This is a genomic window from Dokdonella sp. (assembly GCF_019634775.1).
Classification (GTDB): Bacteria; Pseudomonadota; Gammaproteobacteria; order Xanthomonadales; family Rhodanobacteraceae; genus Dokdonella.
In genome coordinates this window covers 1,342,950-1,356,181 of record NZ_JAHCAS010000001.1, presented here as the reverse complement: position 1 = coordinate 1,356,181, position 13,232 = coordinate 1,342,950, and the positions used below count along the sequence as shown (strand labels likewise).

Here is a 13,232-nt window from a genome sequence, read left to right as displayed (position 1 = left end):
AACGAGAACGACACGAGGTCGTCCCGGCAATGAACAACGAGATTGCACCGGTCACGGAGTTGCTGCCGGTTTTTGTCCGTGAGATGCGGCGCTATGGCGTGACGATGTCGATCCTGTTCGCCGTGATTGCCCTCGCAGGCCTCGTCATCGGCATCGTCTGGCCGCGCACCTATGTGGCATCGACGACGATCCTCGCCCAAGGCAGTGACATCATCCAGCCGCTGCTCGAAGGCCGTGCCGTGCCGACCAGCGTGACCGACCACGCGGGCATCGCTCGCCAGGTCGTGTTCAGTCGCAAGGTCCTCGGGAGCGTGCTGGAGCACGGCGGCTGGCAGGAAACCCACCCGAGTGCCCTCGAGCAGGACCGGTTGATGGAACAGATCCGCGACCGCACGACGGTCACCAGCCCACGACCTGAACTGGTGCAGATCACCTACCGTGATTCCGAACCGCACCGTACCTACGAAGTTACGCAACACTTTGCCGAACAGTTCATCGCCGAAAGCAAGGCCGCCAAGGAGCGCGAGAGTCGCGAGGCCTTCGAGTTCATCGACAGCCAAGTCAACGACTACCACAAGAAGCTCACCGATGCCGAGGACGGCCTGCTCAAGTACCGCTCTGCGCATGCGGACGCGCAGCCCGGCAGCGCCACCGACGCCAATGCGCGCATTAGCGCGCTGCGCACTCAGGTCGAGCAGGCGCGCATGACCCTCATGGAGCAGCAATCGCGAGAAGCTGCGCTGGTAGCCCAGCTTTCCGGCGAGTCGGAAGTCACCGCCGTGCAGACGCGGGCCGGCCTGTATCGAGCACAATTGATCGAGTTGCAGTCCCAGCTCGATCGCCTCCTGCTCACCTATACCGAGCAGTATCCCGATGTGGTGCGCACACGCATGCAAATGCAGGATGTCCAGCGTCAGCTCGCCGCGGAAGAAGCCCGACGTCAGCAGCCCGGCGCGAACGACGGCCAGAGTCCGTTCGACAACGCGCAGTTCAATCCGCTTTATCAGGAACTCAAACTGCGCCTCGGCGAGCTCCGCCGCGAGATCGCCGCCACGCGCTCGCGCATGTCGAGCAGCGAAGGCATGCTCAACGCGGAACTCGACCGCAGCCGGCGTATCGCCGCCTCCGAAGGCGCGCTGGCCGAACTAACGCGCGACTACGAAGTCAATCGCGACATCTACCAGGATCTGCTGCGGCGGCGCGAGAACGCGCGTGTATCGATGGTGCTCGACCAGGAACAGCGCGGCCTGACCTTCCGGATTCAGGATCCGGCAATCCTGCCGCTGCGTCCGTCAGGTCTGCGCCTCGCGCACTTCGCCGGGGCCGGTCTCGCCCTCGCGCTGGCCACACCGCTCGGACTACTGCTTGCCCTCGTGCGCCTGGACCCTCGCGTGCGTTCGGCGCGCCAGCTGGAGCAGGCAACCGGCATCAGTGTGCTCGCCACCGTCCCGACCTATGCCACCGCACGCGAGCGCATCCGTGACCGCGCGCGCATCGGCTTTGCCTTCTTCGTAGTGACCGGCGTGCTGGCAGCGTTCGCCATCACCTACTGGTTCAGGCTGCACAACTCATGACCATGACATCGCCGGACGACATGCACGACCACGTCGGTGATGCGCTGCATGCCGCCGCCGGAGACATCGCTCGCCGCACGAGCGCCTCGCGCTCGATCGCGAAGATCGTCGAGCCGCATGCGCTGGCACGGCGCGTACTCGAGGAGCGTCGCCTGATCCACCGCGAGGAATCAGTGCGACGCCACGCCGACGCCTTCCGCGAGATCCGCACGCGCCTGCTCGCGCTCGGCGGCGACCGCAATTTCGTCACCATGGTCGCGCCCATCAGCTCGAAATCGGGCGGCAGTTTCGTCGCCCGCAACCTCGCCGCCGCCTTCGCCTTCGACGAAGCGAAAACCGCCCTGCTGATCGACTGCGACCTGCGCCATCCCTCGCAACACACCGCACTTGGCATCGACGCCAACGGCAGTGGCCTGATCGACTACCTCGACCACCCAGCAATCGGCGTGGAGAAGATTCTCCACCACACAGGCATTCCGCGACTGCGCCTGATCCCGGCCGGACGCGAACGCGAGATGAGCGGTGAGTACTTCTCGTCTTTCCGCATGCGCGCCCTGCTCGACTCGCTACGCAGCCGTTACCCGGACCGCTACCTGTTCCTCGATGGCCCGGCCGTGAAGGGCTCGCCCGACGCACGCATCCTCGCCGACCTCGTCGATTTCGTCGTCTTGGTTGCAGGCAGCGGCCGGGACACACCCGGCACGATCCAGAAGGTCATGGCCAACTTCGATCCCGGAAAGCTGGCTGGCATCGTCCTCAACCAACTGCCCTGAGGGGCTTCGGGAGGTTCCGTGATGCGTACCGTTTTTCGCCTGACCGTCGCCTCACTGCTTATCGCGGCTTGCCCCGACGCTTTTGCGCTGCGCCTTGACTACACGGTCGAGCTGGGCCTCCTGCGCAGCGACAACATCACCCTGTCGCCGACCGATCCGATCGATGAGACCGTACTGATCCCCCATCTGGACTTCAGCCTCGTCGAGTCCGGTTCGAACGTGCAGGCGGCGGTGACCGGCGTGCTCGAATACCGCAACTACCTCGACGGAACCTTCGGCAGCGAATTCCGCGGCACGCTCAACGGCAACATCAACTGGGACATCGTGCCGGAACGCTTCGCCTGGACGTTTGCCGACCACCTCGGCCTGTACCCGATCAGCCTGCGCGATCCCGATGTACCGGGGAACCTGCAACAGACCAATGTGTTCACGACCGGGCCTACCCTGCGCTTTCGCGTCGGACCGACCGTACAGGGCCAGACCGAACTGCGTTGGATCGACAGCTATGCCGAGGAAACCGGCGCGTTCGATTCGCGCCGCCTCGGCCTCGCCCAGCGCTTCCAGTGGCAGCTGGCACCGACTCGCCGCCTCAATGCCAACCTCGAAGTCCAGGACATCGATTTCGACGACGACCTGGTTGCACGTGACTACCGACGCCACGCCGCCTATCTCGACTACGACGCAACGCTCGCCCACCTCGATTTCGGCGTAGCTCTGGGCTACACACGACTTGACTTCGATGCGGGTGGCGACGTCAGCGGTCCGCTGGCACGCGCATCTCTGGACTGGCGCGCAAGCGAAAGGAGCACTTTCGGCATGGCGTTCGCTTGGCAGTATTCCGATGCTGTCAGCGCGCTCGCTGTTGGCGGCTCGGCCTTCGACCTCGGACTCGGCGGTATCGACATCGGCGGCGAAGCGATCGGCGCCGATGTCTACCGCGAGCGTCGCCTCGAAGGGAACTACCTGTATCAAAGCACGCGCTTCAACATCGCTTCGACCGTGCACGCCGCACGCTTCCGCTATGAGCAGGAAGCCGTGGTTCTCGCCGCCGATCGCAACGAGATTGGAGCCGGAATCAACGTGGGATATCTGCTACGACCGCTGCTGACGCTTGGTGCGACCGCCGAAGCGCTGCGTCGGCGCTACGTCGATGATGGCGTCACCGACCGCGACTACCGCTATGGAATCTACCTCAGCCAGCAGCTCAGTCGCCACTGGCGCTGGCGTATCGACCTCAGCCGCAACGAACGTCATGCCGGCACAGGTGCGGATTCGTTCGACGAGAATGCCGCGTACCTGCGTTTTGCCTACACGCGATGACGCACTCGCCGACTGCCGCATGAGTACATGAATCCGATCCTCGTCACCGGCGGCGCTGGCTACATCGGCAGCCACGTCGTACTCCAACTGGTCGAACGCGGCGAACAGGTCGTCGTCCTCGACAACCTGTGCAGCGGATTCCGCGACGCCCTGATCGGTGTCGAACTCGTGCACGCTGATGTCGGCGACCGCAACCTCGTCGAAGCGTTGCTTCGCGCACGCGGCATCAAGACCGTGATGCATTTTGCCGCGCATACGGTCGTGCCCGAGTCAGTTCGTGATCCACTCAAGTACTACGGCAACAACACCTGTGCCACACGCGCGTTGCTGGCGAGTTGCAGCGCGGCCGGTGTGCGCGAGTTCGTGTTCTCGTCGACTGCTGCGGTATACGGCATGCCTGAATCAGGCGAGGCCGACGAGGACACGCCGACCCAGCCGATCAACCCTTACGGCATGTCCAAGCTCATGAGCGAGAACATGCTGCGCGACCTGTCGGCGGCGACGCCTTTGCGTCACGTGATCCTGCGCTACTTCAACGTCGCTGGCGGCGACCCTCTCGGGCGTATCGGTCAGTCGACGCGCAACGCCACCCTTCTGATCAAGGTCGCCTGCGAACAGGCACTTGGCAAGCGTGCGTCGCTGTCCGTGTTCGGCAGCGACTATGCCACGCCGGATGGCACCTGCATTCGTGACTACATTCATGTCTCCGATCTCGCCGACGCACACCTGCGTGCTCTCGATCATCTGCGCGACGGCGGCGCCTCGGCGACGCTCAACTGCGGCTATGGCCATGGCTACAGCGTGCGTGAGGTCATCGCTGCGGTCGAGCGCGCCTGCGGTCATCCATTGGCCCTCGTCGAGGAGCCGCGCCGCGCCGGCGATCCGCCGAGTCTCGTCGCGCGCAGCGGGCGCCTGCGCGCGCTGCTCGGCTGGAAGCCCCGCCACGACGACCTCGATTTCATCGTCCGTACCGCGCTGGCGTGGGAACGTCGGCTGCCATCCTGATTCGCCGGGTAGTTCCGATGACACACATGCCACGCTCCGCCACCAGCCTGCTTGCCTGCGTCCTCGCCTTTGCAGTGTCGTCGGCGGGTGCAGATGGACTCGTACTGGATTATGGCTACGTCGACCAAAAATCGGCTGCCTACAAGCGCTTCAAGGGTTGGGTCGACCAAGCCGTCGGTGGCAATCCGGGCTACGAGTTCTCCGCACTCGATGCGGTGGCGATGTTCCGCATCACTGGCCTGGGCCGCTACTGCGACAGCGCCGTGCGCATGGTGCAAGCCGAAGTCGACGAGGCGGATGCAAGGATTGCCGACGGACAGCGACCTGCCGTGGCTGGGGACTCCTATCTCGAGGTCGGGCCCCGCATCGGTGCGCTCGCCCAGACCTTCGCGGCCTGCGGCGAACGCCTCTCCGACGGACAGCGCGCGCAATGGACGACGTATGCTGACCGTACGATCGCCAACGTGTGGAATCCCAAGGCGGCACGCTGGGGCGACACGCCCGCTGCGTGGACCGGTTGGTCGATCGACAACCCTGGCAACAACTACTACTACAGCTTCATCGAGGCGACGATGAACTGGGCGCTGGCCAGCGGCAATGCAAGTTGGCTCGCCTACCTGCGCAACGAGAAGCTGCCACCGCTGAAGGCCTACTACGCCGAGCTACCCGGCGGCGGAAGCCTGGAAGGCACCGGCTACGGAGCGGCGCACATGCGTCTGTTTGCCCTGTATCGCCTTTGGAAGGATTCGACCGGCGAAGATCTCGCCAACGCCAGCACACATCTCTCCGACAGCATCCGCTTCTGGGTCCATGCAACCATGCCGACGCTGGATCGCTTCGCGCCGATCGGCGACCAGTCGCGTGTCTCGCAACCGGAGCTCTATGACTACCACCGTCGTCTGGTCCTCGAAGCGCGTATTTCCAGCAATGACGAGGGCGCGCGCGCGATGGCCTCGTGGTGGCTCGGGGCGATCTCTATCCGGCAGATGATGCACGGTTTCAACTATCGCTACGACCTGCTCCCGGCCGGTGAATCGAAGACCCCGCCGGCGGAACTCGCCTGGCATGCGCGCGGTGTGGGACGCCTGTTCGCGCGCACCGGCTGGGATCGCGACGCGATGTGGTTCGGCTTCGGTGCAGGTCCCTACCTCGAAAGCCATGCCCATCAGGACCAGGGCGCGTTCACCCTGTTCGCCCGCGACTGGCTCGCCGTCACCGAGAACATCTGGACCCACAGCGGCATCCAGCAGGGCACCGAGGTACACAACGTCGTACGCTTCGAACGTGACGGCAAGACGATCCGCCAGCGCGAAGGCACCGTGTCCAAGCTGGAACTTGTCAAGCTTGATACCGCCACCGGCGAGGTCGAGGCCGAAGCCGACCTGACACCGGCCTATGGACAAGGCAGCGGAGTCAGCGCGTGGCAACGCAGAGTCAAGTTTTCCGGTCGCCATCTGCGCGTCCACGACACCTTCAGGACCGTATCCGGAACACGCGCCGTGTTCCAGGTCAACGTACCAGTCAAACCCGTCATCGGAGACCGTGAGGCCCGTGCGGGCAAGCTGCGCATCGAGGTCGTCGAGCCAGCCGACGCCACGTTGACCGCTCTCGACTGGTCGACACTCGATGCTGCGGAGTTCCGCTCCGGTTGGCGCGTGGACGTCGAGGGCAGTGGCAACACCTTCGTCGTCGAACTCAGCCACGACGAGCGCTGAGCGCACGTCGGCCTGTCATTTCCAACACACGGAACTGCAATGCACTGGAAATTGAAGGGAATCGTGCAGAAGGTGCTCGGCGTGTTGCCGGGCGGCCATGCCATCCACTACGCCCTGCAGCGCCGCTTCGGCGGTCTCGGCAATTTCGCCAGTGAGTTCGACAGCAAGATCGAGGATTGGCACATCATGGTGCTCCACCTTCGTGCTGCCGGAATGCCGGTCACGGGACGCCATCTGTTCGAGGTCGGCACGGGCTGGTACCCGACCTTTCCACTCGCGTTGGCTCTGGCGGGTGCGAGACGTGTGACCACGGTCGACCTCAATCGTCATCTCAAGCCCGAATTGTTACGCGCCTGTATCGAACGACTGGGCAGTGCAGTCGCTATCATCGCCGCAGCGACCGACACCGACCCCACCACGGTTCGCGAACGACACGCGCGGCTCCTCGAAAGGGCATCGCACACTCTCGATCTCGGTGCACTGAGCGATGGCGTCATCGCCTACCACGCACCGACCGATGCGACGCGTAGCGGGCTCGCCGACGCGAGCGTCGACACAATGTTCTCCAATAGCGTGCTCGAACACGTGCCCCCCGATGTCATCGATTCGCTCTACGCCGAGGGCATGCGCGTGCTCGTGCCGGGTGGCGTGATGTTCCATTCGGTCAACTGCGGCGACCACTATGCGTACGTCGATCACAGCATCGATCAACTTCATTACTTGCGCTACTCGGATACCGAGTGGAAACGCTGGAACAACGCCTTCCTCTACCAGAACCGCCTACGCGCGCACGCCTTCGTCGAGCGCGCGCGGGCCGCAGGTTTCGCCATAGAACTCGACACGGCCAAGGCCAGCGAGAGACGCCTGCGCGAACTCGCAGCCACGCCGGTGCACGCCCAGTTCCGCTCGATTCCCGCCGAACGCTTGTGCATCACAAGTGTCGATTTCATCGCGCGCAAGCCGAGGACGTGAACGAAGGTTCGAGGAGTCGTACGATGCAACCAGACCCGCTTCACTCATGTGGTGCCGCCCGCCGCCCGTGCCGCCCTCACTGCTGGCGACTTGCGCTGATGGCCTTCGCCGCGACCACTACGTTCACTCCCACCCACGCGGCACCCACCGACGACAACCTGACCCGAATCGAACTGCACTTCACCGGCGCGAAGCCCTCTACCGGAACGCGGGTCAGCTTCGGCCTTCCGTTTCCGCCGGGAGAACTGGTCGATGCCGCCAACGTGCGCATTCTCGACGCCAGCGGCAACGAAGTTGCGGCGGCCGTGGAGCCTACCCTGCGCTGGCACTTCCGCGATAACAGTATTCGCTCCGTGCGCGTGCAGGTCGACGCCAATGCCCCGACACCGCTGCGTTTTGCCGTCGGCAAGCCGCGTACGGCCTCGCTCGATGCCGTGCCGTATGCAGACAGCCTTTCGGATGGTGCGCACCATCTGCGTATCCCGGCCGTGCTGGCCACGCTCGATCCGCAATGGCTGACGCGTTCGCTGATTGCCGGCCCACAACAGCCGCTAGAGCGCGGCAACGCCTATGACCGCTATGTCGAGACCCAGTTCGAATGGGCACGCGCCCTGCCTACCACGGATTCGACAGCGTGGCTGTTCGATCGCCCGAGCACTCTGTTCAAGCTCTACGTGCGCAGTGGCCGCATCGAGCATCTGCGCGCGGCGGTCGAGAGCTATCGCTTCTACATGGCCCAACTCGTGCGCAACGGTCCGCGCTGTACGGGTGGCTGGCGGTTCGGCAAGGCCAACCCTTGCGACGCCAAGTATGTCTACGTCGAACCGATCCTGCTCGCACTCGGCTTGACTGGTGATGACAGCTTGCACGACGACCAGCTAGTCACGCAGATGATGGCAATCTGGCAGACCGGCGGCTGGAGCGGACTCAATGGCCCCTACGAGCACGCCGACCAGGCCTTTACCGAGCGTCATGCCGGGCTCGGACTGCTCGCCACGGTAAGTGCCTATGAGCTCACGGGCGATCGCACACTGCGCGGGCGAATCGACGAGCGCATCGGCTGGCTCGACAAGCACCAACGTGAGAATCCGGACGGTCTTGGCAACGATGGCGCGTGGCGGCACAGCTGGCAACGCCATGAAGGATCGGACTACGACCCGTTCAGTGACATCCGCGGCGCCTCACCGTGGATGAGCGAGAACATCGTCGACGGGCTGTGGCACGCATGGCTGGTCACCGCCGATCTGCGCATCCCGCCGATGCTCACCGGCTTTGGCCAGTACTTGGAACGACATGGCTGGATCGCGCCTGCCACGCTGGCGCGCGCTGGCACGCCATGGCGTGACGACTGCAGCGGTGCGAATGGCCAGATCGCCTGGTATTGGTCATCCTCGCAGGCGCCGCTCGACCGTCTCGTCGCGCTGCAGGACAGCGACGGCGCCTACAGCGATGCGCATACGGTCGAACTCGGCCTGCCGGTCGCGCTCGCGCGCTATTTCGAAACCGATGCGGCACGACGACGTGCGCTCGACGCCCGCCTCGACGCGATCAGTTCTTCATATGCGCCGAGCTGCGCGCGCACACGCTCGACCGCACGCCGCTTCAACTGGAACAACCGCGGCGCCGCGGTCGTGCCCTGGCTGCGCAAGGCTGCCGACGAACCCGATCCGCCCGGCATTCCACCACGTCCGCGCTGAGAGATGTCGAATGGGGAGGCGGCATGTCACGCGTCCAGCGCTCGCAGGCGCAACGCACGCCGATGAGCGACTCACGCCAGACACACCATGCAGGAGCACTGTCCGACGCGCGACCTTGACCGGCAATCAGAGCGGCTCGAAGCTGCCTTTGAAGATCTGTTCGCCCGTGGTCAGTTCAACGATGAAGCGGGTGTTCGAGGCAGGACCCTCGACCTCGAGCTTCCAGCCCGAGTTGAAGTCGCTGGCAACGTTGCGCCAGTTGACCACGCTCAGGTTTGCCTGGATCGGCTCGACCACGCGGATCTTCAGAGCTCCGGCGGTCGCCTCGCGGCCGCTGACAACGGGTTGCGCGGGGGTATTGATCTGGAAGATCGCGCGCGTCCCGGCCATCACGGCAAACTGGTCGTCGATGACGAGCTTGTTGCCGGTGAAGTCGAGCCGACGTGTCCACGCGTTGACGCCGGAACCCGCGGCGTAGGCCGCACCCAGGTTGCCGCTGACGTGGACTTCACCGGGCCCCGGGCCGAGCTGGTGCACGGTCATCGTCGAACGCGTGCCCTCGCGCTGGCGAACGTTCGCATTGTTGCGTACGAAGCGCACCACGTTGTGTACCTCGGTGCCCTGCTGGATGCCGCTGTGGCTCCAGATATTCTCGGTCACCGCCAGCCAGTTGCCGGCGAATAACGTGAACGAGCCCTGGTCCTGATGGGCATGGCTCTGGTTGTACGAGCCGGCCGAGAACGTCAGCCAGGTCGCGGTCGGGCTCCAGGCTGTGCGGGTGAACAGGTGACCCACGCCCTCGGCAATGTAGGTCAGCGGCGCGTTGCCACCGGGCTGGGCCGGGGCAACACCAGCCGGCAGCAGGTCGTCGCGGAAGTTGAAGCCCTGCGTCATCGCCGGCACGGAACTATTTCCGAGCCACCACGAAGCGAGATCGCGGGCTGCGGCACTGCCGGTCATGCGCCGTGCCTCAAGCAGCAGGTGGCGGTGGTAGTCGAAGAACTCCGGGTTGGAATTGCGCGCCTGGTCGCCATACGGGGCGAAACGGTTGAGAGTCGGCACGGTCGCATGCAGCCAGTACGAGATCGTGTCGGTCAGATGCGGGCTGGCCCCGGCCAGATCTGTACCGGTCGAATCGCGCCACACGCGGTACAGCTCGAAAAGCTTGTGGTGGGACGTCCCGTATCCGGTGCCTTCCTCGCTGCCACCACCATGCAACATTGCAAAATAGGCCTGCAGGGGTGGCAATTTCTGCGTCTGCAGGAAATTGATCCAGGTCGAACTGTTCGAGGCCAATCCCCAGTACATCGTCGCGCGCAGGAAGCTGTAGTAGTAATTGTTGGCCGGATCGTTCGTCCCCCATCCGCTCCAGCTCGCGGTTCGCCCACCCCACTGCGCCTGCGCCGGGCTCCAGATGTTGGCGACCGTGCGCTCGGCATAGTTCGCCCAGCGTGAACGCTGGCTTGCGCTGACTTGAGCCGCACACCAGTCGTAGGTCAACGCCAGGTCACCAATCATGGGCCCGGCCTGCAGATAGGAGTCGCCGGCGACGGCGGGATTCTGGCCGGCGGCTATGCGCGCCTCGGCCGCACTGACCTGGGTCTCGATCATCGAGACGGCCAGCGTGCAGTAGTTGCTCTGGCCGCTGATGCGCGCCGCCATCGCCGCATCGGTCGCGGAGAACTCGTATCCGGGGTTGCCAGCCAGCGCCTGGTTGACCCAGTTACGGAACCGGGTATAGGCGGTGCCCTGCGTATCGACGTAGGACAGGTCGATGGTGATGGCCGCCTCGGCGGTGCCGGTGGTCGAAGCGGTGAATGCGACAAGACACAGGGCGGACGAAGCGATGAAGCGCGAGCGGATCATGGGACAGGGTTCCGGGCGAACCGGCGCCACAGGGATGACGCCAAGGCAGACAACGGCCGGCACGATAGGCAAGACCCACCACGAATTATGCGGACCAGTCACGAAAATCCGCGTCTGCCATCCACCAGATGTGATGCAAGGCGCAATTCAGCGGCAAAAACGATCATCGGGCCAGGCAGGAACTGCAAGCGGGACGCCAGTTGGGGATGGCCAGATGCAACCTTGTCGCGGCTGAAGCCCCCCACATGAGGTTGATTTCGCGGGGGCGGTTTGAGCCACGATGGGCAGGACCAGCAACTCCTTGGGACCATCCATATTCGCTCGCGGGGGTGCCTGGGCTGTCGGTGGTCAGCACCGCTTGGCCAGGGCGTGGGCGACGTAGGCCACCATGAGTCCCGCCGCCCGCAATGCCGACAAGCCCTCGACCTCCCGGTAGATGCGCCATTGCCAGCGCGCGGCGCGCCACTTGTTGGCCGACACCGAGTCCGAACGCACGAGGTAGTCGGCAAGCGGCTCGCCTTCGTCGGCCCGCACGGCTTCGCCCGCGCGGCGCACGAGCTCAAGCCAGAACACATAGTCCTCGTGACCGATGCGGCGAAACCGCACCTCACCAAGACTGCGCTCATAGAGTCCGGTCAGGTTGCCAATATGGTTGCTGCGCAGGAGTGCAGCATGGTCGATGCGCGCCGGCGGCCGTACCACCGACAGCTCGCGCCCGTCCTCATCGACCCTGCGGTAAGTCGTGTAACTGACCCGTGCGCCGCTCGCACGCATACGCGCGAGCTGGCACTCGAGCTTGCGTGGATGCCAGCGGTCATCGCTGTCGAGGAAAGCGATCACGCCACCGCGCGCGGCATCGATGCCGGCATTGCGCGCAGCGGCAACGCCAGCATTGGCTTGGCGCAGCAGCTTCACGCGTGCATCGCGCGCAGCGATCTTCGCGACGAGTGCTGCGGTGTCATCGCGCGAACCATCGTCGACGACGACGAGCTCAACCTGCGCATGCGTCTGCGCGAGAACCGACTCGATCGAGGCAACGATCGTCGCCTCCGCATTCCACGCCGGCATGACGACACTGACGAGGTCGGCACCAGCTTCATCGATCGACTGCGTCGCGTTCAAGCGTCAGCCCGCGATGTGCGATGCGGCGGTGGCGGCAGGATGTAGTCGCGCCAGTCGTTCGGGTTGCCGCACTTGCCGGCTTCGGCGGCCTTGACGATGTTGTAGACCTCGCGCGCGGTCACGTAGTGCAAGATGTAGTTCGTGCCATCGTTGTAAACACGCTCGAGATGATCGTGCATGGCATCTATCGCCGGCCCGAGCAGGGTATCGATGTCACGCTCCTGGGTGCCGTGCGTGTGGACCTTGACGAACACCCATTCCGGGCGGCCTTCGACGTGGATGCCGGTCTTCACCCAAGCGTCGACACGAGCCGGAGTAGGTGGGCACGACCTGCGCACGTCGGCATTCTCGATTCGTGGCACCAGGCCGAAACGGCGCTCGCGCCAGTTCAGCCCGAGCGGACCCTGCACGATCATGAGGTCGCCCTCCGGCACTCCGCACACGCGCACTGGTGCACCACGGTCGTGCGATTTCGGTCGCTGCGGATCGTCGGTGGCATAGTAGATCGAGTTGATCATGCTGGTCTGGGTGTCGCTCGGCGCCGACGGCAGGGTGAAGTCGGCGTAGCAGCCGAGTTCACGCAGCAAGACGAGTTCGTTGTTGATTCCACACCAGCGACCGTCCGCGCGCGAGTTGTCGAGCGACCAATTGCCATGGATGAACGCGAACGCGATTTCTCCGCTGCGCGGATCTCGCGACAGCGCGCCGTGGCGCTCATGCAGCGTCGTGCAGAAGCGTCGCATCGAGGCAGCAAAGTTCTCCGCCGTGTCGTTGTCGTGGTGCAGGTGGATCTCGATCTCGCCGAAGCCATCGGCGCACAGCGCGGCAATCTTGTCGAGGTGTTCCTCGACATACTCTTCTTCCGGATAGAAGAATCCATGCTGCGGGTGGCGGCCATCGGCATCGCGGTGGCGACCGGCCATCGCCCGGTAGTCGCGACACCAGCGATCGACGCGGCGACGCTGGGTCTCCAGGTCAGCCTTGCCCCACATCGGCTCGTAGTGGTCGACGAAGCAGAACATGACGTGGGTGGGTTCAGTCACCCTCGGGCGCGCGGGGCGCCTGAAGTAATCACCCAACCAGATATGCATGTTGCGCGAGCGCACGGCCAGCCACAGTGCGACGGTGCCGGCCAGGCCGAGCACGAGGATGGTCACGACGGTGACCAGCAGCAGGTTCATCGGCAAT

General features: G+C 64.6%; 10 protein-coding genes. 7 read left to right on the top strand and 3 right to left on the bottom strand.

What is annotated here, in order from left to right; genetic code table 11:
• The first annotated feature begins 29 nt into the window (after positions 1–29).
• The 7 genes from KF907_RS05845 to KF907_RS05815 all read left to right on the top strand — a co-directional run bounded on the left by KF907_RS05845 (position 30) and on the right by KF907_RS05815 (position 9,056).
• Positions 30–1,574, top strand: a complete 1,545-nt coding sequence (locus tag KF907_RS05845; RefSeq protein ID WP_291218991.1) for an XrtA system polysaccharide chain length determinant — start codon at positions 30–32, stop codon at positions 1,572–1,574.
• A complete protein-coding gene (locus tag KF907_RS05840; RefSeq protein ID WP_291218989.1) occupies positions 1,571–2,347 on the top strand; it encodes a P-loop NTPase family protein in 777 nt (258 codons plus the stop codon). Before KF907_RS05845 ends, KF907_RS05840 begins: the two co-directional genes overlap by 4 nt.
• Positions 2,348–2,368: 21 nt before the next feature.
• Positions 2,369–3,667, top strand: a complete 1,299-nt coding sequence (locus KF907_RS05835; protein ID WP_291218988.1) for a porin family protein — start codon at positions 2,369–2,371, stop codon at positions 3,665–3,667.
• A gap of 27 nt (positions 3,668–3,694) precedes the next feature.
• A complete protein-coding gene (galE, locus tag KF907_RS05830) occupies positions 3,695–4,672 on the top strand; it encodes a UDP-glucose 4-epimerase GalE (protein WP_291218987.1) in 978 nt (325 codons plus the stop codon).
• Between the two features lie 26 nt (positions 4,673–4,698).
• On the top strand, positions 4,699–6,387 hold the full coding sequence (locus KF907_RS05825) for a heparinase II/III family protein (RefSeq protein WP_291218986.1): 1,689 nt from the start codon (positions 4,699–4,701) through the stop codon (positions 6,385–6,387).
• Between the two features lie 39 nt (positions 6,388–6,426).
• Positions 6,427–7,359, top strand: a complete 933-nt coding sequence (locus tag KF907_RS05820; RefSeq protein ID WP_291218985.1) for a class I SAM-dependent methyltransferase — start codon at positions 6,427–6,429, stop codon at positions 7,357–7,359.
• Positions 7,360–7,457: 98 nt separating this feature from the next.
• On the top strand, positions 7,458–9,056 hold the full coding sequence (locus tag KF907_RS05815) for a hypothetical protein (protein ID WP_291218984.1): 1,599 nt from the start codon (positions 7,458–7,460) through the stop codon (positions 9,054–9,056).
• A gap of 126 nt (positions 9,057–9,182) precedes the next feature.
• Here the strand turns inward: KF907_RS05815 and KF907_RS05810 are convergent, their stop codons facing one another.
• The 3 genes from KF907_RS05810 to KF907_RS05800 form a co-directional block, all read right to left on the bottom strand.
• Positions 9,183–10,922 (bottom strand): heparinase II/III family protein, encoded by a 1,740-nt coding sequence (locus KF907_RS05810; protein ID WP_291218982.1) that lies wholly within the window; start codon positions 10,920–10,922, stop codon positions 9,183–9,185.
• Positions 10,923–11,270: 348 nt separating this feature from the next.
• Positions 11,271–12,044: a glycosyltransferase family 2 protein gene (locus KF907_RS05805; protein ID WP_291218981.1), complete on the bottom strand. Its 774-nt coding sequence runs from the start codon at positions 12,042–12,044 to the stop codon at positions 11,271–11,273.
• Positions 12,041–13,225 carry a hypothetical protein gene (locus KF907_RS05800; RefSeq protein ID WP_291218980.1) on the bottom strand — a complete coding sequence of 395 codons (1,185 nt, stop codon included), beginning with the start codon at positions 13,223–13,225 and terminating at the stop codon, positions 12,041–12,043. Before KF907_RS05800 ends, KF907_RS05805 begins: the two co-directional genes overlap by 4 nt.
• Positions 13,226–13,232 lie beyond the last annotated feature (7 nt).